This window comes from Terriglobus sp. ADX1, from assembly GCF_036877645.1.
In the GTDB taxonomy this organism is placed as follows: Bacteria; Acidobacteriota; Terriglobia; order Terriglobales; family Acidobacteriaceae; genus Terriglobus.
This window is the reverse complement of the sequence record NZ_JAEDXV010000032.1, coordinates 1-23553: the sequence shown is the minus strand read 5'-3', so window position 1 is coordinate 23553 and position 23553 is coordinate 1. Positions and strand designations below refer to the sequence as shown.

23 protein-coding genes are annotated in these 23553 nt (G+C 56.0%); 11 read left to right on the top strand and 12 right to left on the bottom strand.

Going from position 1 to position 23553, the window contains the following annotated elements:
• Nucleotides 1–13: 13 nt before the first annotated feature.
• Nucleotides 14–3604 (bottom strand): glycosyltransferase, encoded by a 3591-nt coding sequence (locus JAO32_RS17050; RefSeq protein WP_334242613.1) that lies wholly within the window; start codon nt 3602–3604, stop codon nt 14–16.
• A gap of 83 nt (nt 3605–3687) precedes the next feature.
• On the opposite strand from JAO32_RS17050, the gene JAO32_RS17045 reads away from it, so the two are divergent.
• The gene (locus tag JAO32_RS17045) at nt 3688–5118 is read left to right on the top strand and encodes a glycosyltransferase family 39 protein (RefSeq protein WP_334242611.1); all 1431 of its coding nucleotides are present in this window, start codon (nt 3688–3690) and stop codon (nt 5116–5118) included.
• Here JAO32_RS17045 and JAO32_RS17040 read toward each other — a convergent pair.
• The 4 genes from JAO32_RS17040 to msrA all read right to left on the bottom strand — a co-directional run bounded on the left by JAO32_RS17040 (nt 5082) and on the right by msrA (nt 7390).
• The gene (locus tag JAO32_RS17040; RefSeq protein WP_334242609.1) at nt 5082–5585 is read right to left on the bottom strand and encodes a DinB family protein; all 504 of its coding nucleotides are present in this window, start codon (nt 5583–5585) and stop codon (nt 5082–5084) included. The two genes, JAO32_RS17045 and JAO32_RS17040, sit on opposite strands and share 37 nt — an antisense overlap.
• Nucleotides 5586–5605: 20 nt before the next feature.
• Nucleotides 5606–6373, bottom strand: a complete 768-nt coding sequence (locus JAO32_RS17035; RefSeq protein WP_156785078.1) for an enoyl-ACP reductase FabI — start codon at nt 6371–6373, stop codon at nt 5606–5608.
• 101 nt (nt 6374–6474) lie between these two features.
• A complete protein-coding gene (locus JAO32_RS17030) occupies nt 6475–6852 on the bottom strand; it encodes an EVE domain-containing protein (protein ID WP_334242606.1) in 378 nt (125 codons plus the stop codon).
• Between the two features lie 61 nt (nt 6853–6913).
• Nucleotides 6914–7390, bottom strand: a complete 477-nt coding sequence (gene msrA, locus JAO32_RS17025; RefSeq protein WP_334242651.1) for a peptide-methionine (S)-S-oxide reductase MsrA — start codon at nt 7388–7390, stop codon at nt 6914–6916.
• Nucleotides 7391–7628: 238 nt separating this feature from the next.
• On the opposite strand from msrA, the gene JAO32_RS17020 reads away from it, so the two are divergent.
• On the top strand, nt 7629–8366 hold the full coding sequence (locus JAO32_RS17020) for an NIPSNAP family protein (RefSeq protein WP_334242604.1): 738 nt from the start codon (nt 7629–7631) through the stop codon (nt 8364–8366).
• Between the two features lie 75 nt (nt 8367–8441).
• Complete coding sequence (locus tag JAO32_RS17015; protein WP_334242603.1) at nt 8442–9473, top strand: hypothetical protein; 1032 nt, start codon at nt 8442–8444, stop codon at nt 9471–9473.
• Here JAO32_RS17015 and JAO32_RS17010 read toward each other — a convergent pair.
• From JAO32_RS17010 to JAO32_RS16995, 4 genes are all read right to left on the bottom strand, one after another.
• Nucleotides 9403–10566 carry a GGDEF domain-containing protein gene (locus JAO32_RS17010; protein ID WP_334242601.1) on the bottom strand — a complete coding sequence of 388 codons (1164 nt, stop codon included), beginning with the start codon at nt 10564–10566 and terminating at the stop codon, nt 9403–9405. The two genes, JAO32_RS17015 and JAO32_RS17010, sit on opposite strands and share 71 nt — an antisense overlap.
• A gap of 136 nt (nt 10567–10702) precedes the next feature.
• Nucleotides 10703–11812 carry a GTP 3',8-cyclase MoaA gene (gene moaA / locus JAO32_RS17005; RefSeq protein ID WP_334242599.1) on the bottom strand — a complete coding sequence of 370 codons (1110 nt, stop codon included), beginning with the start codon at nt 11810–11812 and terminating at the stop codon, nt 10703–10705.
• Nucleotides 11813–11868: 56 nt separating this feature from the next.
• Complete coding sequence (locus JAO32_RS17000; RefSeq protein ID WP_334242597.1) at nt 11869–12156, bottom strand: hypothetical protein; 288 nt, start codon at nt 12154–12156, stop codon at nt 11869–11871.
• A gap of 80 nt (nt 12157–12236) precedes the next feature.
• Complete coding sequence (locus JAO32_RS16995; protein WP_334242595.1) at nt 12237–12512, bottom strand: hypothetical protein; 276 nt, start codon at nt 12510–12512, stop codon at nt 12237–12239.
• A gap of 95 nt (nt 12513–12607) precedes the next feature.
• On the opposite strand from JAO32_RS16995, the gene JAO32_RS16990 reads away from it, so the two are divergent.
• Nucleotides 12608–12790: a hypothetical protein gene (locus JAO32_RS16990; protein ID WP_334242594.1), complete on the top strand. Its 183-nt coding sequence runs from the start codon at nt 12608–12610 to the stop codon at nt 12788–12790.
• On the top strand, nt 12787–13518 hold the full coding sequence (locus JAO32_RS16985) for an SIMPL domain-containing protein (RefSeq protein ID WP_334242592.1): 732 nt from the start codon (nt 12787–12789) through the stop codon (nt 13516–13518). Before JAO32_RS16990 ends, JAO32_RS16985 begins: the two co-directional genes overlap by 4 nt.
• A gap of 59 nt (nt 13519–13577) precedes the next feature.
• On the opposite strand, the gene JAO32_RS16980 is transcribed toward JAO32_RS16985, so the two are convergent.
• Entirely contained in the window at nt 13578–15158 is a 1581-nt protein-coding gene (locus JAO32_RS16980) for a sulfatase family protein (RefSeq protein WP_334242590.1), read from the bottom strand.
• Nucleotides 15159–15272: 114 nt separating this feature from the next.
• Here JAO32_RS16980 and JAO32_RS16975 point away from each other — a divergent pair, with 114 nt between their 5' ends.
• The 3 genes from JAO32_RS16975 (at nt 15273) to JAO32_RS16965 (ending at nt 17454) form a co-directional block, all read left to right on the top strand.
• A complete protein-coding gene (locus JAO32_RS16975) occupies nt 15273–15854 on the top strand; it encodes a hypothetical protein (protein WP_334242588.1) in 582 nt (193 codons plus the stop codon).
• A gap of 98 nt (nt 15855–15952) precedes the next feature.
• The gene (locus JAO32_RS16970) at nt 15953–16738 is read left to right on the top strand and encodes a ribonuclease HII (protein ID WP_334242587.1); all 786 of its coding nucleotides are present in this window, start codon (nt 15953–15955) and stop codon (nt 16736–16738) included.
• A complete protein-coding gene (locus JAO32_RS16965) occupies nt 16723–17454 on the top strand; it encodes a PIG-L deacetylase family protein (protein ID WP_334242585.1) in 732 nt (243 codons plus the stop codon). The genes JAO32_RS16970 and JAO32_RS16965 overlap by 16 nt, the downstream gene beginning before the upstream one ends.
• Before the next feature lie 171 nt (nt 17455–17625).
• Here JAO32_RS16965 and JAO32_RS16960 read toward each other — a convergent pair whose 3' ends face one another.
• Entirely contained in the window at nt 17626–18321 is a 696-nt protein-coding gene (locus JAO32_RS16960) for a sulfite oxidase heme-binding subunit YedZ (protein WP_334242583.1), read from the bottom strand.
• 3 nt (nt 18322–18324) lie between these two features.
• On the bottom strand, nt 18325–19287 hold the full coding sequence (gene msrP, locus JAO32_RS16955; protein ID WP_334242581.1) for a protein-methionine-sulfoxide reductase catalytic subunit MsrP: 963 nt from the start codon (nt 19285–19287) through the stop codon (nt 18325–18327).
• Nucleotides 19288–19436: 149 nt separating this feature from the next.
• Between msrP and JAO32_RS16950 the strand changes: the two genes are divergently transcribed.
• The 3 genes from JAO32_RS16950 to ligD form a co-directional block, all read left to right on the top strand.
• The gene (locus JAO32_RS16950) at nt 19437–20225 is read left to right on the top strand and encodes a 2-keto-4-pentenoate hydratase (protein ID WP_334242579.1); all 789 of its coding nucleotides are present in this window, start codon (nt 19437–19439) and stop codon (nt 20223–20225) included.
• Nucleotides 20226–20338: 113 nt separating this feature from the next.
• The gene (gene ku / locus JAO32_RS16945) at nt 20339–21337 is read left to right on the top strand and encodes a non-homologous end joining protein Ku (RefSeq protein WP_334242577.1); all 999 of its coding nucleotides are present in this window, start codon (nt 20339–20341) and stop codon (nt 21335–21337) included.
• A 93-nt stretch (nt 21338–21430) separates the two neighbouring features.
• Nucleotides 21431–23553 (top strand): DNA ligase D (gene ligD, locus JAO32_RS16940; RefSeq protein ID WP_334242575.1); only part of this gene is annotated, 2123 nt, incomplete at its 3' end.

Below are 23553 nucleotides of genomic sequence, written 5' to 3'. Positions count from 1 at the left end.
TTGTAGAGAGCCGTTATACGGGCGACTTTGGCGATGGCGCCCCGTTCAGCATCTGGTCCGTCGATTTGCTCATCTGCGCCGTGCGCTCCAGTTTGTCCCAACTGAACGGACGGCCATCGATCACGCGCTTGATCGTCTTGAACAACACCACGCTGAATACCTGCCGATAGGTAAATCGTTGAATCCAGATATGCATTAACAGCCACATATCGCCCTTGCTGGCAGGGTGCTTTCTTTCCAGCAGGAACGCCAGTGCCGACGCGGAGAAATCAATCACCATGAACGCGAGGAAGAAGTACAGCAGCTTCACAAAATTCGCGCTCGAGGCCGACTCCGGATGAAAGTGGTGGTCGTAGAGGAACTTCAGGAAGCTGGCCACAAACATCAGGTCAATCAGCGGTGACACTAGGGGTAACAGAATTTGGAACACGATGATGTTTGGCAAAGCAAACAGCCCCATCGCACGACGCTTAGTGACCGCGCCGATATGCTTAAACACAGCCTGCATGATCCCGAATGACCAGCGGAAACGCTGCCGCATCAAGCCGTTCATGTTGATGGGGGCCTCAGTAAAAGCCAGCGCCCGATCCTCATAAATCACACTCAGGCCTTGCTCCAGCAGGATCATCGTCAGGTCGGCGTCTTCCGCAACGGTATTGGAGTGATAGCCGCCGCCCTTGTGGACAGCTTCTGTACGCCATGCACCGATGGCTCCCGGCACCACGACAACCACATCAAACAGATCCAGCGCACGACGCTCAAAGTTCTGGCTGGTGATGTATTCCAGAGCCTGCCAACGCGTCCACAGATTGACGCGATTGCCAACCTTCGCATTGCCCGCTACCGCACCAATCTCCGGATTGGCAAAGTGCGGAACAAGCCGCGCAATAGCGTCATGCGCAATCACCGTGTCTGCATCAATGCCCACGTAAATCTCTTCGTGAACATAGTTCTGCAGCGCGTAGTTCAGCGCTTCGGCCTTGCCTGCGTTTTCTTTCTTGACCACGGTCAAACGGCCGCTGGCAATGTCCTCGGGATACGCTTCGCGCGCTACCTCTGCCGTGCGATCTTTCGATCCGTCATCAATCACGATGATGTGCAGGTTCTTATACGTGCTCATCATCACGCTACGAATCGTGCGGACAATCACCTTCTCTTCGTTGTATGCAGGAATCAACACGGCAACGCGCGGCTGATAATCCGGCCCTGCAAAGTTTTTCCTGCGACGGAAGCGATCAATGATGGCAAACAAACCAATGATGATGAGACGTCCACTCATCAGGATGTCGCCAATGAAGAACACGGCAACTACAAAGTGGTTGAATGTTGCCAGACCAAAGAATGCCAGCGAATCCACTTGCGCCAGGAACTTGTTGCGCCAGCCTTTAATAGGTGGCATCACCTGATCGCGGCTCTTACCCACAAGATCGCTTACGCTGACGAATTCATAGCCCTTCGCACGCAGTGTCGTAATCAGCAACGGTAGCGTAGCCACTGTCACAGAACGGTCGCCGCCGCCGTCGTGCATCAGGATGATGGAGCCAGCCTTGTCCGGGCGCTCCTTCATATCGTCCAGTTGCTTCAGCACACTGTCAACGATCTCCTGCGGCGTCTTCTTCGGTGTCTCCTGCCAGTCGTTGGTGTCAATCTTGTTGCCCACCACGATGTAGCCGCGAGCCTGCACACGCTCCATCGGAGCCGCCTGGTCGTTGGTGTCTGGCTCTTCATCGATGTCGTAAGGAGGACGGAAGTACAGCGGCTGCACACCCAACTTCGCAGCAAACAATCGTTCCGTCAGGTTCATCTGCACATCCACTTCGCGATTGCTGATGGCAGAGATGTCCGGATGGGTGAAGGTGTGATTCCCTATTTCGTGACCTTCGCGATAGACGCGTTGCATCACACCGACATTGTTATCAGCCTCTTCTCCAATCATGAAGAAGATACCCTTCACGCCATACTTTTTCAGTACATCCAGAATTTGCGGTGTCCATACCGGGTCTGGACCATCGTCAAAGGAGATCACAAGCTTCTTCGGGTGATAGCCGAAGTAGTCCACCGAATACGACAGTGGATAGCTTGTCAACGTCTCGCTGTCGACAAGCTTCGAATCGTCATCGATGGTCATGGTGCGACGCCCGTTCTTCGGCTTGCCAGAGACGTGCATAATGTCGCCCTTGCCTTCCACGTCAAGGTCATATCCCGGCGCTACGTCGGCAAGATCCACTAACGGATTCGACCGCATCGGCTGATCCCAGACCTTCCACAGTGACTGGTCTTCCGATCCCAGCCGCCACAGTGAAAACGTCTGCAATCCAAGTCGACGTGCCGCGCGCATCTCGTTCAGGATGGTCACACCATCCAAAAACCACACTTGATGGCGTTGATGCTGATCTTCATCGTCGTAGGTAATATGTGGATTTAACGACGCATCATCGAGGTCAACATATGAACCAGAATCAGACGCGGTCTGCCATACCTCTTGGAGCGACTTGTTATCGACGCGTATCAACTGTGGCTTTGCGGCTACAGTTCTCTTGACTCGCTTGCCTTTCTTCGTGGGTTGCTCTACCGGTGGCAATGTCGTCACCCAATCGTAGCCATAGCTACCAATGTCGACGATGATCTTGTCCTTCGGCACCTGCTTCATCACATCCTGCAGGTTCTTCACAAACCAATCCTGCGCTGCGATGGGTCCAGCTTCGCTCTCCGATTGATGCTGGTCATAGTTCATCAGCAACAAACCGTCGGAGTGCGCAGCCATGTACTTTAGATCCCAGTCATCGTCGCCAACAGGAGTGTTGATGTACAACTTCAAGCCGCGCATGTGAAGCGCGATATACGCATCACTGATTAGTTGCCGATAGCCAGGCTGCGCCTCTGCAGGCATGCTTTCAAAGTCGAACGAGATACCTCGATAGCGCGGGTTCGACGTTACAAATCGCATCAGCTGGTTGAGAAAATGCTGACGCGCCGTCGGATTCTCAAGGAACGGCCCAACGGTATCGGAAAAGTCCGCATTGATCACAGAATTGCTGACCATGGGGAACAGTTCCGTGCCCGATGCAGCAGCCGTAAGGGTCCGTTCTACCTTGCGGTCAATGTCCACGGGATGCACACCCGCACCATCCACCACGTCAAACTTTTGGTATTCGCTGTTGTAAGCGGTCAGGTTGCCATCTGGAGTAACAACATGCAGCCAATCCGCAAACACCATATCGAGCTGCTTGGCATGCGCCTTCAGTGAGCTGTAACTGGCCGGATCCCACTCAACATAAAACGCTGCACGCAAGCCTTCATCCGTGTTTAACGGAATATCCGAAGCCTTGCGATCCGTCCGCCGATGCGCGGAACGTACCTTCTTTGCCTTCTCATCGGACAGAATGTTTTGCGAATTTTGAGCCCGATAATTATGCTTCGCTGGCTCCAGCAACAGCTCAGGCAAAGGCCGCATTCGCAGCACACCCAGTACAAAGACGATGAATGTCAGCAGGCCAACCGCTGCAGAGATATCCAGAATCCGTCGCAGCCGCTTCCATCTGCGTCGTTTCTCGTCGTAAAAAATCGGCTTCTGTTCTCGCGTACCCGGTTCTGCCATATCCATTCGTTATGGTATCCATCCTTGCGAAAAACTGCGCGCCCGTAATGGACTCTTTCCGCAGAAGATAACCGTTATGATGCAAAGCGATGCACGCCGCGCTGACAGACATTCCGGACAAGCAGCGCCACCGAGGTCTCCTGGCCGCATTTCTACTGCTCTGCGGGTTCCTGCTGCGCCTCTATTTCCTGCAAAAACACGCGTTCTTGGCCGCCGACTCGGTTCTTTATCAGGATATTGCGCTCAACTGGCTGCATCACCACATCTACGGCCTGACCGAAGGCGGGCAGATACGCGCCACACTGATCCGTCTTCCCGGCTATCCCGCGATATTGGCCGCACTTTCGTGGCTCTTTGACGGTTTTCTCCATGCCAGCGCCGGCACGCTACGCAGCTTTCTGCCACTGCTCTGGCTCCAGATTGCCGCCGACCTTGCCACCTGCTGCATCGTGGCCATCATGGCGCGAAAGATCGGTGGCACCGCCTGCGGTCTGGCGGCGCTGGCTCTGGCCTGCCTCTGCCCGTTCACTGCCAATTACGCAGTGGCCCCGCTTACCGAGACTTTCACGCTCTTTTTCCTCGCGTTGGCGTTTTATTTACTGCAGCATTGGCTTACTGACGGTCGCGCACGCTGGATTATTCCATTGGCATTCGCAATATCGTGCAGCGTGCTGCTGCGGCCCGATCAAGGGCTGCTAGCCGCCGCCATTCTGCCCGTACTTCTCGCAAGCGGTACGCACAAAACTCTGCGCCGGCGTCTGCAGCCTGCAATCCTCTGCATTGCCCTGACCGCTCTTCCCTTCGTGCCGTGGACCATCCGCAACTACCGCATCTTCCACGTCTTCCAGCCCATCGCTCCCAAGCAGGCTACTGATCCGGGCGAACCCGCCCCGCTCCACTTCGAGCGTTGGTTCCGCACCTGGGGCGCCGACTTCACCGCCACGCAGGACGCCTATTGGAATTACCCGGAAGATGCGATCAACGTTGCCGATCTCCCCGCGCGTGCTTTTGATACCCCTTTGCAGCACGAGCAGACCGAGAAGCTGCTCCAACAGGCTGGCTACGAAGGCAAGCTGAATCCGCAGGTGGAAGCTGGCTTTGAGGCTCTGGCGCAGGAACGCATTGCGGCGCATCCTCTGCGCTATTACGTCTTGTTACCGATCGCGCGTCTGGTGAACATGCTGTTTCATCCGCGCACAGAGATGTTGCCCGTTGCCGAACGCTGGTGGCAATTTCGCCAGCATCCTGCGCAGACGATCTTCTCCCTGTTTTATGCAGCGCTAAATCTTGCTTACTTCTTCGCAGCCATCGCTGGCTTCCGCGGCGCATTGAAACGCGAAACGCTGCTCGCGTTATCGATGGCTGGATACATCGTTTTGCGATGCCTCCTTCTTCTTACCCTCGACAACTCCGAGCAGCGCTATACGCTGGAGTTTTTTCCGTTGCTGATCGTCTTCGCTGCTTGCATTTGGATGAATCCAGGTCAGCCGCCGAAGGGTTCATCCGCAGACGGCCCGTAGATACCCGGCACCTTCACATCCAACAACCGCAGATACACCGTCAACTGTCCGCGATGGTGAATCAGGTGGTTGAAGAACATAGAACGATAAAGCTGCAACCTCGGCGCGTCTGCAATCAACATGTCACCAAACAGCAGCTTCCAATGTTCCTGAAATTGCTCGTCTGATAGCCCAGCCAAAGCACTGCGAACCTTCTCGAACGCGTCCGTGGCAAGCTGCACGGCCTCTTCCGGAGTGGTGAAAACATACTTCGGGAACTTGTCCGTCTGCATGTTCATCTGCGGCGTTGTCAGAATCACATGACCGAAGTGCGCCAACCCCGCCACATGCGCGGCCAGCGTACCAAGTGTCATGGATTTGTCATGCGGCTTCCAGCCAGCTTTATCCGCAGGAACACGCTCCAGGACGCGGCGTGTGTTCGCCGCTTCCGAAGCAAAATCGGTCAGCAACACTTCTGCGATGGTCATATTGTCCCCGAGCTTCTGCCTTACATGCCGGTAACGTTATAACCGCAATCCACATACGTGATTTCGCCAGTGATGCCGCTGGCCAATGGCGACAGAAGGAATGCGGCAGTATTGCCCACTTCTACTGTTTCGACGTTGCGGTGCAACGGGGCGCGCTCTGTCACGGTATCCAGAATCTTGTTGAAGTCGCCAATGCCGCGCGCAGCCAGCGTCTTAATGGGGCCAGCGGAAATCGCGTTCACGCGAATGCCTTTCGGTCCCAGCGATGCCGCCAGGTAACGCACGGTGGCTTCCAACGCAGCCTTGGCCACGCCCATCACGTTGTAGTTCGGGAAGACCTTCTCGCTGCCATAGTAGGTCAGCGTCAGGATGCTGCCGCCCTCGTTCATGATCGGCGCCAGTGCACGCGAAACAGCTACAAGCGAGTACGCGCTCACATCCAGCGCAATGCGGAAGTCTTCACGCTTCGTCAGCAGGAAATCGCTCTTGATGGCATCCGGCGGCGCAAATGCAACCGAGTGCACGATGATATCCACTGTTCCGTAAGCCGCCTTCAACTCTTCCGCAACACGATCAATCTCAGCATCAATGGACACATCGCACTGGAAGCTCTTCGCATCCTTCAATTCCGGAATCAGTCCATCGGCTTCCTTCTTCAGACGCTCGTTCTGATAGCAGATAGCCACCTTCGCACCAGCATCGCTCAGCTTCTGCGCAATAGCCCATGCAATGGAACGTTTGTTCGCCAGTCCGAATACAACCGCGGTCTTACCCTGTAGATCAATCATTTCTTTCCCTCAGCTGTTAGCTTTTGGCTATTGGCTTGGTTTCGTCTCATCGACGTGTGTTCAAATCTTCAATCGTCCTGCTAAAAGCCAAGAGCTAATAGCTACGCAATCAGCCAGTCATACTGCTCATCCGTCAGCGGCACCACACTCAGCCGAAACTGCCGGAACATAATGCTGCCCTGAAACACGCCGGCATCACGAATCTCCGCAAGTGGCTTGGGGCGCTTCAGTCGCTTGCCTGCCTTCAGCTTTACGATTGGATTTTTCGGATCGGTCGCATCCACGCTTTGCACAATAGCCGTTCCCACAGCTTCTTTGCCAACGTTGGAGTGGTAAATGACGCAGTGTTCGCCCTTTTTCATGTTGCGAAGCGTCATGAGCGCCTGCGGATTCTTGATGCCGTCCCAAACGGTTTCGCCATCGCGCAGCAGGTCGTCGTAGGAATACTTGTCAGGTTCTGACTTCAGCAGATAGTTCATCGCGTCCCGTGGATGAGGATATCAGCCACGGGACGCAATGCGGGTGAAACAACAATCCCTGTTAAATGTGACAGGCAACCATGCCGCGTTTCTCCAGGTACCGCTGGTGGTACTCTTCCGCTTTCCAGAAGCTGGAGGCAGGTTCCACCGCGGTGACAATCGGACCGCGAAAGACACCAGCGGCATTCAGTTCGGCAATCTTGGCAATCGCTTCACGATGTTGTTCTTCATTGTGGGTGAAAATGACGCTGCGATATTGCGTACCCCAATCCGGACCCTGCCGGTTGAGCTGCGTGGGGTCGTGCAGCGCAAAAAAATGATCGAGCAACGCGTCATAACTCACGCGGCTGGGATCGAAGGTGACCTCTACCACCTCCGCATGGCCCGTCTGATCGGTACAGACGTCCTTATAAGTTGGGTTGTCTAAAGTGCCACCCTCATATCCAACGGCCGTTTCCAAAACCCCGGAAATCTCTGCCAAACGGGCTTCTACGCCCCAGAAACAACCTGCTGCAAATGTTGCTTTTGCCTTTGCCACTACTTTTTTACCTCCTGCCCCGGTGACCACCCGCAGGCAGTTCCTGAGCACACGCATTTTGATGCCTGAAGGACGTATTTGTCACCCCCGGGGAACATGAAAAGTCGATGACCGCACGGACGTCTCAGACCTGCTAAGGTGAGCAGTGCAGGAATTCGGAAACGATTCCCGGAGGCAAATTCCATTGAACCGGCGCAACTTTATTGCAAGTGCGGCAGCAGCCGCAGGCATGGCATCCATGACATCTGAATCCCTTCACGCAGCGGCGGAAACCGTAAAGGCTCCCACCGAGTTCTACCAATTGCGCCGCTACGGCCTTCGCAATGGTCCACAGCCCATGCTGATGCAGGATTACCTTCAGCACGCCCTGATTCCGGCATTGAACCGCATGGGCATCGCGAAGGTGGGAACATTCGCTCTCTCCATCGGCCCTGAGACCCCTACCTACTACGCGCTCATCCCATCCACTTCCGCAGAGCAACTGCTGACCCTGGATTTGCTGCTGGCGGATGATGCCGAGTTTGCAAAGGCTGCGACTGCATTCTGGACTGCTCCTGCTACGGCACCCGCTTTCCAGCGTTCAGAAGTACGTATGCTGTCTGCTTTTGGCGGCTTTCCAAAGCTCGTCGCGCCCAAGCCCGGCAAGCGCATGTTCCAGCTCCGCACGTACGAGAGCCCCAGCATGGCGGCTCACATGAAGAAAGTGGAGATGTTTGAAACAGCGGAAATCGGCATCTTCCAGCGTACCGGACTCACTCCCGTCTTCTTTGCGCATGACCTGACCGGCGAACGTCTGCCCAGCCTGACTTATATGCTCACCTTTACCGACGTAGCGGAATTGAATGAGCACTGGTCCGTCTTCGGCAAAGATCCTGACTGGAAGGTGCTATCGCACAAGCCCGGTTACACCGATCCGGAGATCGTCAGCAACATCACGAACCTCTATTTGAACCCGCTAGCAAGCTCGCAGATTTAATCTGTTCACATAGCAATTACAGGCTGCATCCTATCGATGCAGCCTGTACGCTTTTTAAGCGTCTAACTCACTGAGATGAAGTACGTTTCCATCTGCACGCTGATTGCCCTGTCGCTATTGCCTCGCGCGCAACTGTATGCGCAGGGTTCCGCGCCATTGCAGCGTGAAACCTCGCCCGGTGAAGGATTGCATCGCACACGTCTTTACCTGAAGGACGGCACCTTTCAGGTAGTGCTCTCATACACGATCAAGGGCGACTACGTGTATTACCTCTCGGCGGAGCGTGGAGCCCAACAGGAAGCCATTCCCGTTCGCTTAGTCGACCTGGACGCAACACACCAATGGGAACAGCGTGCTGACGCTCAACGCAATGGCGTTCCCGCCGTGCAGATTGATCCTGAGTTAGCCAAAGAAGAAGCAGACCGCGCCGCACGCACACCGGAAGTCGCCAAAGACCTGCATCTGCCAGAGTCCGATTCCGTTCTCGCGCTGGACACGTATCATGGCCAGCCGCAACTCGCCATCCTGCAGCAGACCGATGGCGAATTGAACCGGCAGACAGCGCACAACATCCTGCGCCAGACCATCAATCCTCTCTCACACGCGCATCAGCTCATCGAGATCAAAGGCCAGAGTGCACCGGTGCAACTCCATGTGAATGATCCCGAGTTTTACGTCCGTATGGATGACGATGACCCGACGTACAACGGAGGCGGAGCCTTCCACGTGGACACCGAAAACAACGGTGGCCGCAAGGTGGATACACCGTCACCCAAGAGCCAGTACGTCATCGTGGCCGTTGATGTGCGCCGCGACGTTCGTGTGGTCACCAGCTTCTCCATCGGCCTTCTCGGAAGCGCGAAACAGCAGGCAGACATCGTGGAAACTACTACGTCACTGCTGCCCGGAGGTCACTGGCTGAAGATCGTCGCGAAGCAGCCGCTTCGCATGGGCGAATACGCTCTGATGGAAGTGATCGACGAGAAGACCGTGAACACCGGTGTATGGGACTTTGGCGTGCATCCCATGGCGCCGGCTAATCGCGATGCGATCCTGCCGGAAGCGCGACGTGCTCCCGTGCTGGCGCCGCGACGCTCCTTACCTTAGATTCTCGTAGATTCAGTTCGCCGTCCTTCATGATGGAACCCAGGCCCGCGATAGCAAGATTGTCACGCGTCGTTCCCTTCACGTGATACATCATGTCGTCTGCAGCCTTGATGATGCCCTCCACGGTAAGCGCATCGTCTGGATACGTTGCCATACCGAACGACCCACGAAGGCGCAACGAAAGCCCTTTGTCTTCCAGGAACGACCGCTCACGCAGTGCGCGGAAGAGCCGCATCGCCATCTCACGTCCCTGCAGCCGATCGTGGTTGGGAAGCAGCACGACAAACTCGTCGCCACCGTAGCGAAACGCTGGCATATCCGGTCCGATCACGCCACGAATCATCTCGCCCATCTCGGCCAGCAGACGGCTACCCACCAGATGCCCGTGTGTATCGTTGACGCTCTTGAAGTGGTCCAGATCCATGAACAGCAGACTGAACGGTGCTTTGTCTGTTCGGGAAAGCTGTTCTTCCAACAGCGTGTACAAATGACGCGCATTGAATAGACCAGTGCAATCATCCGTAATGGACAGCAGATGAATGCGCTTCATGTCGGCAGCGTTACGAATCGCAATAGCGCTGAAATCGCACAACACACGCAAGAACTGAATGGAAAAGTCACTCAGCAGATCCACCTTGCTGTTCAGCAATTGGATCACGCCCAGCACACCTTCAGAAGAGCGTACCGGAACGCAGGCGATCGACTGAATGTTCAATGAAGGATTGCGTTTCGAAAAGTCCTGCCATTGCGGATCGATCGTCGTGTCGGGAACCACAATCGGGTTTCCCGTCGACGCCACCCACCCGGCAACGCCTTCTCCCATAGGAACGCGCAAACCGCGCAGACTGTTTGAATCTTCACCCGCCGCGATGGCATAAAACAGGTCATTCTTTTCTTTATCCACCAACATCATGGACCATCGCTCAGGCTGGAAGACCTGGGCCATCTTGGTCATGACGGTGGTAAGGACAATCTCCAACTCAAGCGTGGACGTCAGCGCCCGCGCTACATCATGGAACAGCCGCGTATAGTCCTGCTGCCATGCCTGCGCAAACTCGAGTTCGAGGTCTTTCTGAGATTTTCTTCGTATCATCCTGGGCCTGGGTGTACTGCTCTATGGATTTCCCTTAGCCGCGTTTCACCGCGCAACACAATTGTTCAATGAGTAAAACACGCACCACCGTCTCAGTGAAATGACATGAATTGGAAAACTCACTGCGCACTGCAGATCATCCGCCGATCTGCACCATGGAACGTGATGGTTTTGCAAATCCTGATTCGCCAATATGGTGTCGCTCTTCTTTTCCTCGCACCACACTTCGAATGTACGCCTCTAATTCCGCGCCCGCGACTCCGTCTTGTATCTTCTCGTGGAGATCGTGATCTACCTGTGAGAACAGGCACGTTCTCAGCTTGCCATCACTGGTCAAACGCAGTCGCGAACAGTGTCCGCAGAACGGCCGTGACACCGGCGCAATAATCCCGATCTCTCCGCGACCATCAGCAAATCCATAACGGCGCGCTGTCTCGCTGGCGCTATTGGGAGACAACGGAATCAGGGGCCACACTGCACCCAGCCGCTCCAGGATTTCAGCCTCAGTCACCACTGCATCGCGAGACCACGTACGATCTTCTTCCAGCGGCATGAACTCAATAAATCGCAGAACCACATTCTCGCGGCGTGCGAACTCACCGAACGCTTCCACCTGATCGTCGTTCCAACCGCGCAGCAAAACGCAATTCACTTTTACCGGCGCCAGTCCGGCATCCTGCGCCGCATGAATGCCGTCAAGAACGCGCCCAAAGGCACGCGGCACCCGTGTCACTCGTGCGAATGTCGCCTCATCCACCGCATCCATGCTCACCGTAATGCGGTCGAGTCCAGCCTGCTTCAGGTCTTTCGCGATCGGCGCCAACGAGTGACCGTTGGTTGTCAATGCAATATCCAGCGGACCGCCATCGCCGGTCGGCAGCCCCTTATCATCGAAGGCTCGACGCATCGAACGTATGCTGCGGATAAGTTCTGGCAGATCCGTTCGTAACAGCGGTTCACCGCCCGTCAGCCGGATCTTCTCCACTCCCAGCCCAACCAGCACCTGCACCATGTGCGCGTAATCCGCTAGCTGCAGTTCCGAATAGCCACCGACGAAATCCCCTGTCCGACAGTAAACACAGCGATAGTTGCAACGGTCCGTTACCGCGACTCGCAGATCGGTGATGGCTCTTCCGAAGCTGTCGCGCAAACGCCCTTCTGCACCCAAAGGCGGGGGCACTGTCGCTATCTCCGGAATGATCTGCGCTACGGCCACGGTGGATTTATCCCGACTAGGAAACTTCATTCAAAAAGCAAACCCGTGCCGAAGCACGGGCCGCCAAAGTCATTGGAGGAAACAGCCTAGTAGCTGGTGAACTCGTGGAATCCACGGCGCAGGCTGATTCCCCTCAGCAGGCACACAATCGACACGGTGCCGGTAATGCAGGCCCAGTAAAAGATCGGGTGCGACCATCCTGGCGACTGCGCCAGATCCTGTCCAACCCACAGAACGCTCACCAGAGCCGTCACAATTGCCGTCTGCAGACCGATGATCAGCAGCAGGTGACCGCGGCGGCGGCGGCGGTCCAGCGCTTCAACTTCTTCCGTGGTCAGGTGGCGCTCGGAAACGACAACAGGTGCGTGGCTCATCGGAACTTGGTTCTCCTGCGGAAATCTACATGGTTATTACACCACATCCGGTGCAATGCGTCTTGCAAAACTGCTATTACCTAGTCGATAAACGCCATGGTCTTGATCCCGGCGATTTCAAACCGCTTCCGGCAGCGCGGATTCGTACAGTTTGCCGTGTCATCCCTCAGCACCATGTAGTTCTGGGCCTTGGCAAAGCGGGCGCGGTCCCGATCATCGGCACGTCCTGATAACTGTCGCTTTTTTCTCCGAACCAACCAGTTCAACTGGTATTCCCCGGCAACTCCGCACTTCGAGCAAACCAGCGTATGTGTCCGCGGCTCCGTTCGTTCATCAAAAAAATCGCGCTCTTCCATGCGGTCCTCCCCTACGGCGAATAAAAAATCGATTCACCATGAAGGAGCATAATCCTTTCATCCTGCAGAGTGCATCTTTGTTATGAGAGACATCGATGAGTAAGGCCAAGAAAGAAGTTTTCTCCACCACGAAAGCGGTCAAGGCAAATGCGCGTGAACGCGTTGGTACGCCGCCACCGGAAATAGTTCTGCCCGACGACAAGACGCGCTCCCAGCGACGTACGTCCAAGCACAAAGAAACGCTGCAGAAGCTTCTGCAGCGGGAGGAAGAAGCATGAGATCGACCATGATTGCCGCCGTTGCCGTAACCCTGTTTGCCGCTACGTCTTTTGCGCAGGTCAGCCAGACGCTGTCCATCAACAAGGACAACCGCAGCATCACCGTCAGCGCCACCGACAGCGCCTATGCCATGGCCGATCAAGCCGTCGTCAACATTGGCTATCAGGCCTATGGCGAAGATGAGCAAAGCGCCTATGCCGAAGGCTCGCGCCGCTCCAATGCCATCAGCGATGCGCTGGCTGCAGCGCATATTCCTGCCGACACCATTGAAAGCCAGGACCAGAACCTGCAGCCGCTCAATGAATATGAGTTGAAGAACCTTCCCGCGTCGCTGAAGAACATGAAGTTCCGCATTACGCAGAGCTGGACCGTCCGCACCACACCGAACGACGCTGCCCACGTGCTCGACGTCGCAGTGAAGGCTGGCGCCAACCAGAGCGGCAGCATCGGCTGGGAGATGAAGGATCCGGCAACACTTGAAGCCGCAGCGTCGGCCAAGGCCCTCGCTCATGCACAAGCCATCGCCGCACGCATGGCAGAAGGTCTGCATATCAAAGTCGGCACGCTGCTCTACGCCTCCAACCAGCCGCAGGAAACGGTGGTACGCCCCGTGATGGCAATGCGTGCCATGGCTGCACCGATGGCCAAAGACGTGCGTCCGCTCAGCATCTCCAATCGTCGCGTAGAGCGTTCCTCTACTGTGTTCGCGATCTTCGCAATCGAATAGAACCACACAAAAATAAGAAGCCCCGGAGCAACTCCGGGGCTTCTTATTTGCACACCGATTTAACCAACCGGCCACCGACTTACGGGCTTATCCCCAACGGCTTCCGGTATGTACTTCGCCGTGATGCGATGCAACGCGTCCAGGTCCTGCGTTACGCCTTTTGCTGTGTTGATAATGTTGCGATCCTTCGTCCACCGCTCATACCAACTACACGCTTCAAACGTATCGTTCTGTTCTTTCCGCCACGTCTGCGAAACACCACGATAGTGCTGCAGTGTCGCATCTGCCGCTCGATCCTCTGCCAAATTCACCATCTGATAAGGATCACGGCGATTGTTGAACAGCAGTTCCTTGCCGTCTTTGCGGTAGACCGCATAGGTGTATTCGTTATCGCGAAGCGCCCGCCATTCCGAACCATCAGTCCACGCAGCAGTCGCTCCCATGCCCTGCATATGCGCAACGTCCTTCACGCCAGATTTGCCTTGCAATAAAGCCGCACTCAAATCCTGACCTTCAACCGTTTCGGGAATGGGCAAGCCCATCATCGACAGTAGAGTCGGCATAATGTCTGGCGTACACAACGGCACATCCGTCACAGACTTCTTCGCGATTTTCTTCGGCCATCGCACCAGAAACGGAATACGCGCAGCCTCTTCATAAAAAATCAGCTTCGCCTGACGCCCATGCGAACCGAACATCTCACCGTGGTCAGAGGTAAAGACGAAAATAGTATCGTCTGCGATACCAGCCGCCTCTACCGCTCGTATCAGTCGTCCGAGATTAGCATCCAGACTCGCCGTCTGCGCATAGTAGGTGCGCATCCAGTCATGAACGTTCTTTTCGAAATCCTTCGGCAACTTCTGCCACGCATCGCAGTACGGATCTTCTTTCGTCGAGTAATTCGGTGACAGCGGAATATTTACATCGCGGAACTGCTCGCTCCACTTTGGATCAACATTATCCAAACCCCACGGATAATGTGGTGGCCCCCACGAAAGAAACAGCGCAAACGGCTCATCGCCGTGCGCGTGTCGCTTCACATAATCAATCGCCATATCCGTCTGCCCATCCGGCTCATATCCCTGCCGGATATGTGGCTCCGCGTTATTCAGAAAATACGGCGAGTGGAAATAATAATGATTGAAGTTATAAGCCGCCCATTCGCCATCAAAACCCAGACGATACGGCCCTGGCGGCGTGAATCCGTTCTTTATCAGGTTGTGATGCCCAAGCTGGTTGGCCCATAAGTGCCACTTACCGATATAGCCAGTCTTATAACCGCCCTGCGTCAACACATGACCAAAGCACTTATGTTCGGGACTAAGCCGAATCTCATTGATGACCATGCCCGTGCTCGACTGATACTTCCCGGTCATCAACGAAGCACGGTAGGGTGCGCATACCGGTGTGGAGGCCACTGCCTGATGCACGTTGCAGCTTTCTGCGGCAAGTTTGTCCATGTTCGGCGTACGCGCATACTCATCGCCAGCATAGCCGCAGGACTGATACCGCAACTGGTCGGCAAATACGTAGATCAGGTTCGGCTTCCGCGGCCCCTTGGCCAGCGGAGCGCCGTGTGCCCCAACACTTGCGGCGCCTACAGCCGCGCCCAAACCGGATACGAATTCGCGTCGATTCATCCCGCTTCTAGTCTCCATCCTCAAACGTCACCATCTTATCGTTGCGAAATCAGCAGATGAAACAGAACCGGACAAAGGCGTATAACGGTTGAGCGCAGCACAGGGAGCCAGCCGATGACCACCGCCACAGTGCAGGAACCACAACAAGACACACAGGCCCACCCAGAGATTCCCCGCCCCATGCCTGAGGCCGAAGCCATCTATCGACGTTGGCTGGCTCATTTAAACGCGGAATTCTCACGCAATACCAACTGTGTACGCCGCAGCGAAATCGTCCGGGACGAATTGCACATGCTCATCCTCGGTCGACCCCACGGCGGCCGTATGAATGCTGCCCTCATCAGCGAACTTCCCATGTCCGTGCTCGCCGAATCCATTGATCCGCGCAACGTAACGCTGCCCGCCGAAATGGAAGACGATCTGGATCGCGTTCGTTTCAACCCCATCAAGCCGCTCATCTGGTTCTGGCGAGGATTTGACCGCACCGTGCTGGGGCAGAATCTGTGGCTGGGTCTCCGCTTCCGCTCCATGCTGGGCCACCACATCTTTGCAGGCCTTGGCACAAACGTTCGCTTTTATCGCGACGTTGTATTTGAGCGGGGCTACACACTCACGTTTGCGGACAATACCACCGTCCGCCCCGGAACCCGCATTGACGATCACCAGCCGACCACTTTGAGCGGCATCGTCTCGTAAGCCCTTCTTTCTGTTCGCCGGAGCCGGTGGCGTTGCCATCGGCTTCTTTCATGCCATTTAGCCACCAAGCGAAAACCGTTACACTGGAATCGCGCCAGATGGAACGGACAGATCCCCTTTTTCGCCGCAAACGGTCCTTCATCGCCGAAGGCCAGACCAAGGAGCAGATGCTACGCACGCTGGTCTGTTCGGACGCGCCGGAACAGGCGCTCCGTTACCACGGTTTCGTCTGCATCGCTGGGGTGGATGAAGTAGGTCGCGGCGCACTTTTCGGCCCCGTCGTCGCCGGTGCGGTTGTCCTCCCAGAACGCACCACGCGCCTGCAGAAACTCGGTCTCCGCGACTCAAAACAACTTACCCGCGAAGAGCGCGAGAAGCTGCGCAAGGAAATCGTGAAGTGTGCCATCGCTTACGCCGTCGCGGAAGTCGATGCCGAAACCATTGACCGCATCAACATCTATCAGGCGTCGCGCCTGGCGATGCGACTCGCAGTGGATGCACTCGGATGCTCGCCAGATCATCTACTCATCGACGCCATGCGCATTGACCATCCCAGCGCGCAAACCAAACTCATCTACGGCGATTCCCTCTCTATTTCCATTGCCGCTGCCAGCGTCCTTGCCAAAGTACATCGCGACGCTTTGATGTGCGCAATGCACCTTGACCATCCGCAGTATGGCCTGGACTCGCACAAGGGATACGCCACACCGGAACACCGCCGCGCTCTCGAAGAACATGGCCCCACCAAGTGGCATCGCCGCTCCTTTGCGCCCGTCGCGAAGTTTTTCGGCGACGACGCGCTGGAAGGCGCCATTGCCACCACCGGCCTGCTCTTTGACGACGCCGAATTTGCAGAGGAGATGGAACCATGCCAAAGCGCCTGATGTGCGTGATCGCACACCCAGACGATGAATGCTTCGCCTTTGGAGGCGCTCTTGCACTTGCCGCAAACGCAGGCTGGGAAACCTACGTTATCTGCCTCACTGACGGGCAGGCTGCGACGAATCGCGGTGCCTCCAGCAACGGTACTGATCTTGGCCGCATGCGTCGCGATGAATTTGCGCGCAGCTGCGATGTCCTTGGCGTAACAAAGCACGAACTGATGGACTATCACGACGGCAAACTCGAAACCGTTCCGTTGATCGACGCGGCAAAGCGTCTCGTAGAACGCATGCGCACATGGAAGCCGAACGTAGTACTTACCTTCGGCCTCGACGGCTCATTGAACGTCCACGCAGACCACACAGCCGTCTGCGCTTTCACCTCTGCTGCTTTCCATTGGTCAGCGCGCTCCAAGCGCTTTCCAGAACTTGGCCTGGAACCATGGGTGGCGCAGCGTCTCTATCACCAAAGCACGGACTTCACACTTCCAGACCGCGAACCACAGCAGCCTGCGCCATGGACAGTAGAGCTTGATGTCTCATCCGTAAAGCAACGCAAGTACGAAGCCTTTGAGCAGCACACCTCGCAACTCCCTGTTCTGGAGAAGGTGCGTCCCTTCTGGGAAAAACATGGTCATCGCGAGCTATACACTCTAGCCGCCGCAAACGATCCGCAAGCTGCGACGATTACGCACAGCCTGATCGAAGGCATCAACTAAACAATCCATACGAACCTCAGCCGTCATTCTGAGTAGCAAAGCGACGAAGAATCTCTACGATGCTGACGGCACTGATGCACTCCAAAGCTTTCTAGCAAAGAACCCTTCCGCAGAATCGGCAACCAGAAAGCATCGGGATTCTTCGCTTCTCTCAGAATGACAAGCGAAGAATCATGCCGCAGCAAGCTTTCGCCGCGTAGCTAGCCGTTCCTGCAACCACTTCGTAGCAGGCCGAGCCAGCAGCATTACCGCAAGCACCACCGTATCTTTCATCGGCGCACGATTCCCTGCCTTCACCAGCCACCAGTAATGAACGATGCCAAGCACCGCTGCGCCATACACCGTGCGATGCAGCGTCTGCCAGGACTTGCCGCCCATCTTGCGCAACACCCACTGCGGCGACGTCACTGCGAGCGACAGCAAGATCACATACGCGAGCATGCCCACCTGGATGAAGCGACGCTTCTGAATGTCCTCCACCATCGTCGGCCACACAGCCTTCCAGTCCGCGACAATGGTGTGTAGATCGCCTGCGCGCAGCGCCGTGAATGCGCCCGGAAGATCAAAGCCTGAGAACAGCAGCACATATGTCAGCAGGTGCAACGTCGCCCAGAAAAAAGCCCATAGCCCCAGCATTCGACGAAAACGGATCAGCCATGCCAGCGTCGGCGAAAGTCTGCGCAATGGCGTTACCGCCAACGAAGCCAACAGCATGTACACGGTCCAGTCACCCGTCTCATGCGTGAGCGTATTCACCGGATCGGCGCCTAGATTGTTCGTCTGGAACTGCCAGATGATTCCCGCCACCGGCACCAGCGCAGCGAGAAACACAAGTACTTTCAGAATGCGAATCGTGCGATTGGACATGCGTCAGAAATACCGGTTCAGATCCATGCCGTTATACAGGCTGGCGACTTCGTTGCCATAACCATTAAACGGCAGCGTCGCAATCGTTTTGGGAAAGACGCTGGTATCAATGCGTCGTTCATGTGCCTGGCTCCAACGCGGATGGTTGTGAGTTGGATTCACATTCGAATAGAACCCGTATTCGTTTGAAGCCATGTCATTCCACGTGGTCTCTGGCTGCTTATCCGTAAAGCGAATCTTCACAATCGACTTCGCAGACTTGAACCCATACTTCCACGGCACAATCACGCGAACGGGTGCGCCCTGCTGATTCTCCAACGTCTGTCCGTAAGAACCAAACGTCAACAATGCCAACGGATGCATCGCCTCATCCATCCGCAAACCTTCCTTGTACGGCCAGTCGAAACCACCAGGCAATTCCATCTGCGAGCGATCCGCCAGCGATGTGAACTCCACAAACTTCGCCTGTGGCTTGGGGTCGGCAAACTTGATCAGCTCTGCCAGCGGATAACCCACCCACGGAATGATCATGCTCCACGCCTCCACACAGCGGAAGCGATACGTGCGGTCTTCCAGGGGCTTGAACTTCAACAACGAATCGATGTCTACAGTCTTCGGATTATTGCAAAGCCCCTCAATCTTGATGGTCCATGGCCGCACACGCAGCTTGCCGGCGTTCGCCTTGGGATCGCCCTTGTCCGTACCAAACTCGTAGAAGTTGTTGTAGCTGGTCGCCTTGCCTGCAGGAGTAACCGCATCGCTTACGGGCGGGAACTTGCCGGGGACTGTGACCAGCTTGCTCGACGCTTCCACAGCAGGCGTATAGAGCGGTGGCATCTTCTTATGCCACTCGTAGGCAACGCCCGCCGCAGCCAATCCTCCAAAGATGAGGTTGCGGCGATTGAGGAACTTCTCACGCGGCGTAATGTCAGACGACTTGAATTCCGGTGCTTTGCCAATCAGCATAGCGTCCCCTTCCGATACGGCTCACCACAATGCAGCCCCCATCATATGACGCTGTAATCACTGGAATGCATCTCAATTCGTTTGCACGAAAGATATTCGTGCGAAAGACTGAAAGAACAAACCGTATGGCATGAAAGGTGGTTAAGGGAATGGCAATATCGGCAGCGCGCGAGGCAGTGTTACGACAGGCAGCAGACTATCTCCTGACAGCGCGGCGCACAGCCACCCCCATCCCCGCCCTTCCCGAGGTCGTCGTACCCGCCACCGAGGAAGAATCCTTCGCCATTCAGGACATCCTGGCTGCAGCCTTCGCGCCCATCGGCGGATGGAAGGTCGGCGCGGCATCGCCGGAAGGTGTCCCGTTCTTTTGCCCGCTGCCCGCAGCGTGGATGGGTACAAACGGCACAGTCTTTCGTGGCATGACGCATCGCCTGCGCGGCATTGAGGCGGAAATCGCCTTCCGCGTGGGTACCGCACTTCCGCCGCGTTCCACGCCTTACACGCGGGAAGAAGTCATTGCCGCCATGGACGGTGCCTACCCAGCCATTGAAGTGCTTGAATCCTCTTACGTTGACCCGCTCGCCCTGCCTCGCGAACAGATGCTGGCGGACCTGGCCATCCACGGCGGATTTGTCGCCGGTCCCCGCATTTCCGGCTGGCAGGAGATTGACTGGTCGCAGGAACATGTCGTCGTCACGGCGGATGGAGTGGTACGCATTGAAAATACCGGCTCCAACCCCGGCGGCACGGACCTCGTCCGCCTGCTGGTCTATTTGGCAAATGAAGGTGCGGCGCGCACGGGCGGCCTTAAAGCAGGCGACTGGATCACTACAGGCAGTTGGACCGGCGTCACCTGGACCTCAGAAGGTGCCGAAGTCGTCGTCCGTTTCAACAACGCAGGCACCGTAGGCCTCCAGTTCGAACGCGTGATTCTCTAGCACGCATTAACTTTTCGGTTAATCATCAATCCATAACTGCATTGACATTGATGCAGTAAAGAGACATCCTGCCTGTGCCCGAACGGAATCAGACAACTGAGGAGTCTTTCGCAATGGCGCGTCCCTACTGGTCAGGAACCATACAGATTTCGCTGGTGCAGTTTGCGGTAAAGTTCTTCGTCGCCACCGAAGCCAAAAGCCAGATCCGCTTTCACCAGGTCAGCCGCTCCACAGGCGAGCGTGTACGCCACCAGAAGGTGCTGGAATCCACCATGGAAAATGGCGACGAAGAGATGTCCGAACAAGCCGCCACCGTGGGCAAGGACGACATCGTCAAGGGCTACGAATACACCAAGGGCAAGTACGTCCTCATTGAGCCCAGCGAAATCGCCAACCTGCGGGTGCCTTCCAAACACAACATTGCCGTGGAACAGTTCGTAGACGAAAGCGAAATTGACCCCGCCTTCTTTGAAAAACCATACTTCGTTGCACCTGACGGCGATGCACAGGCAGAAGCCTTCGCGGTAGTACGCGAGGCGATGCAGAAGGCAGGCAAAGTTGCTCTTGGCAAGATCGCATTCGGTGGTCGCGAACACATCGTCGCCCTCATGGCCAGCAAGGACGATGAAGGCCGCGGACTGATGGCCTACACCATGCGTTACTCCGAAGAACTGCGCGATGCAAAGGAATACTTCTCGGACATTCCGAAAGTAGCTGTAGATGAGGATCAGCTCGAACTTGCAGAGCAATTGATCAAGAAGAAGACCGCAAAGTTCGATCCGAAGAAGTACAAAGACGGGTACGAAGGCGCGTTGAAGGAGCTGGTTGACGCGAAGATTCACAATGAGCCCATCCCAGTGGAAGAACCACAGCCCAAACGCGCGAAGGTTATCAACCTGATGGACGCTCTGCGCAGTTCCCTCTCAGGCAAAGCCACCGACGAGGGCGAAAACACGCCGCCTCCGGGCAAGAAGTCTTCGAAGAAAGAACCCGCCAAGAAGCGTTCCAACGTCGCAGAAATGCCGAAACGCGAACAGGCGACCGAAACGCATCGCAAGAAGGCCTCTGCAAGTGCAAAACCGGCGAAGACAGCGCGGCGCAAGTCGGCTTAGCCAATTGGGAAACAGAAATGCGAAAAGGCGCGGCGAATCAGGCCGCGCCTTCGCCGCTTGCAGGCATCTGTTCTTTGCAGAAGGACGTGAGGCATGGCGACAAAGAAGGCAGCCAAGAAAACCGCTTCGAAGAAACAGGCAAAGCCAACCGCAGGCGATGCCGTTGATGAACAGCTTGCGCGCTACCGTTCCATGCGCGACTTTTCCGTAACCGAGGAACCAAGCGGCAAGCAGAAATCGACTTCTGTAGCCTCACTCCCTTTCGTTATCCAGAAGCACGCCGCCACACGCCTGCATTACGACTTTCGCCTCGGATGGAATGGAGTACTAAAAAGCTGGGCCGTCGCCAAAGGCCCCAGCTACGTCGTCGCCGATAAACGTCTCGCCGTGCAAGTGGAAGATCACCCCATGGAATATGGCGGCTTCGAAGGCATCATCCCACGCGGCCAGTACGGCGGCGGCACCGTCATGGTGTGGGATCAGGGCACATGGGAGCCGCACGTCGACGTGGACGAGGGTCTGCGCAAAGGCTCATTGAAATTCGCTCTGAACGGCACGAAGATGCACGGCAACTGGACGCTCGTTCGCATGGGTGGCAAGGCTGCACAGGAATCAAAACCAAACTGGCTGCTGATCAAGGAACACGACGAATACGAGCGCACGACCAATGACCCCGCCATCACCGAAGAGATGCCAGACTCAGCCGTGACGGGCCGTTCCCTCCAGCAGATCGCAGAAGCGAGCACTCATGTTTGGAACTCGAAGGAAACCGCTACCGAAGGACAGGCGTGGTATCGCCAACGTGCGCATGATGCAGACGCAGCATCACGCGGCACAACAAAAACCTCATCTGCCAAGAAAGCAGCACCATTCAATAACAGTTCTTTAGCAAAACTACCCAAAGAAAAACTGCCAGACTTCATCAAGCCGCAACTCGCACAAGAGGCCACCGCACCACCGTCCGGCACCGAATGGCTGCATGAAATTAAGCTCGACGGCTATCGCATGCAAGCCCGCAAACAAGGAACGCATGTACAGTTATTCACCCGCAGTGGCCTCGATTGGACACATCGCATGAAAGCGGTTGCGGAAGCGATTCAGGCGCTGCCGGTGCAGGACGCCATCCTCGATGGTGAAGTAGTTGTCCTTGATGCAAAGGGCATCTCCAGCTTCGCGCATCTTCAGGCCTCCTTCGAAAACAATGAGAAACATCCACTCACATACTTCGTCTTTGACTTGCTCCACCTCAACGGCCACAACACGCGAGAACTCCCGCTGAAGGAACGCAAACGCCTTCTCCGCTCCATGCTTTCGGATAGCGATGACACCTTGCATTTGAGCGAAGACATCGCAGGCGACGGAGCAAAGATCTTCCGCTCCGCCTGCGAACTTCACGCGGAAGGCATCATCTCGAAGAAAGCAGACGCAGCCTATCACTCCGGTCGCAATGCTCTCTGGCTCAAATCAAAGTGCGTGTTAGAACAGGAATTTGTCATCGGCGGCTGGGTGGATTTATCCAACGGCAGCCGCGGCGTCGGCTCCCTACTCCTCGGCTACTACGACGACAATGGCAAACTCATCTACGCAGGCCGCACGGGCACTGGTTTCACGCATAAGACGCACAAACTACTCCGTGACAAGCTCGACGCCATCGAAACCAAGTCCAATCCCTTCGTTGCCATTGATGCCGCAGGTCGCAAGGACGCGCATTGGGTCAAGCCTCAACTCGTAGCGCAGGTTCGCTTCGCCACATGGACCGCTGACAATCTCGTGCGACAGGCCGCCTTCCAGGGGCTTCGCGAAGACAAACCCGCGAAAGAAGTCCATCGCGAAATGGGACCGCCGTCCGCAAAACACAAATCTGCGTCGACCACGGACACGAAGAAAGACGTACAGACACTGCTCGAACCTGAGGAAGACGTAAAGGCAAAAGCAAAATCCGCAAAGGTGGTCTCCATCGATTCCAAGCGAGCCAAGCGCACGACAGATCACGCGACAAACACCGCGCCGAACCTGCGGCTAACGCATCCTGACAAAGTCGTTGACCCCGAAAGCGGCGTCACCAAACGAGAACTCATGGATTACCTACGGGCCGTTTCGGAAGAGATGTTGCCGCATATTGCAGACCGTCCGTTAAGCCTCGTGCGTTGTCCGGAAGGCTCCGCACATCAGTGCTTCTATCAGAAACACGTCAATCACATGCTGCCCGCGGGCGT

Excerpts from the sequence above, each read along its gene's own strand:
- JAO32_RS17010 (WP_334242601.1), bottom strand. The coding sequence starts at position 10,566 with ATGATACGAAGAAAATCTCAGAAAGACCTCGAACTCGAGTTTGCGCAG.
- JAO32_RS17035 (WP_156785078.1), bottom strand. The coding sequence starts at position 6,373 with ATGATTGATCTACAGGGTAAGACCGCGGTTGTATTCGGACTGGCGAAC.
- JAO32_RS17020 (WP_334242604.1), top strand. The coding sequence starts at position 7,629 with ATGACATCTGAATCCCTTCACGCAGCGGCGGAAACCGTAAAGGCTCCC.
- JAO32_RS16960 (WP_334242583.1), bottom strand. The coding sequence starts at position 18,321 with ATGTCCAATCGCACGATTCGCATTCTGAAAGTACTTGTGTTTCTCGCT.
- JAO32_RS17045 (WP_334242611.1), top strand. The coding sequence starts at position 3,688 with ATGCACGCCGCGCTGACAGACATTCCGGACAAGCAGCGCCACCGAGGT.
- JAO32_RS17050 (WP_334242613.1), bottom strand. The coding sequence starts at position 3,604 with ATGGATATGGCAGAACCGGGTACGCGAGAACAGAAGCCGATTTTTTAC.
- JAO32_RS17040 (WP_334242609.1), bottom strand. The coding sequence starts at position 5,585 with ATGACCATCGCAGAAGTGTTGCTGACCGATTTTGCTTCGGAAGCGGCG.
- JAO32_RS16965 (WP_334242585.1), top strand. The coding sequence starts at position 16,723 with ATGCCAAAGCGCCTGATGTGCGTGATCGCACACCCAGACGATGAATGC.
- JAO32_RS17015 (WP_334242603.1), top strand. The coding sequence starts at position 8,442 with ATGAAGTACGTTTCCATCTGCACGCTGATTGCCCTGTCGCTATTGCCT.
- JAO32_RS16985 (WP_334242592.1), top strand. The coding sequence starts at position 12,787 with ATGAGATCGACCATGATTGCCGCCGTTGCCGTAACCCTGTTTGCCGCT.
- JAO32_RS16995 (WP_334242595.1), bottom strand. The coding sequence starts at position 12,512 with ATGGAAGAGCGCGATTTTTTTGATGAACGAACGGAGCCGCGGACACAT.
- JAO32_RS17030 (WP_334242606.1), bottom strand. The coding sequence starts at position 6,852 with ATGAACTATCTGCTGAAGTCAGAACCTGACAAGTATTCCTACGACGAC.
- JAO32_RS16975 (WP_334242588.1), top strand. The coding sequence starts at position 15,273 with ATGACCACCGCCACAGTGCAGGAACCACAACAAGACACACAGGCCCAC.
- moaA (WP_334242599.1), bottom strand. The coding sequence starts at position 11,812 with ATGAAGTTTCCTAGTCGGGATAAATCCACCGTGGCCGTAGCGCAGATC.
- JAO32_RS16970 (WP_334242587.1), top strand. The coding sequence starts at position 15,953 with ATGGAACGGACAGATCCCCTTTTTCGCCGCAAACGGTCCTTCATCGCC.
- msrP (WP_334242581.1), bottom strand. The coding sequence starts at position 19,287 with ATGCTGATTGGCAAAGCACCGGAATTCAAGTCGTCTGACATTACGCCG.
- JAO32_RS17000 (WP_334242597.1), bottom strand. The coding sequence starts at position 12,156 with ATGAGCCACGCACCTGTTGTCGTTTCCGAGCGCCACCTGACCACGGAA.
- ku (WP_334242577.1), top strand. The coding sequence starts at position 20,339 with ATGGCGCGTCCCTACTGGTCAGGAACCATACAGATTTCGCTGGTGCAG.
- JAO32_RS16950 (WP_334242579.1), top strand. The coding sequence starts at position 19,437 with ATGGCAATATCGGCAGCGCGCGAGGCAGTGTTACGACAGGCAGCAGAC.
- JAO32_RS16990 (WP_334242594.1), top strand. The coding sequence starts at position 12,608 with ATGAGTAAGGCCAAGAAAGAAGTTTTCTCCACCACGAAAGCGGTCAAG.
- JAO32_RS16980 (WP_334242590.1), bottom strand. The coding sequence starts at position 15,158 with ATGAATCGACGCGAATTCGTATCCGGTTTGGGCGCGGCTGTAGGCGCC.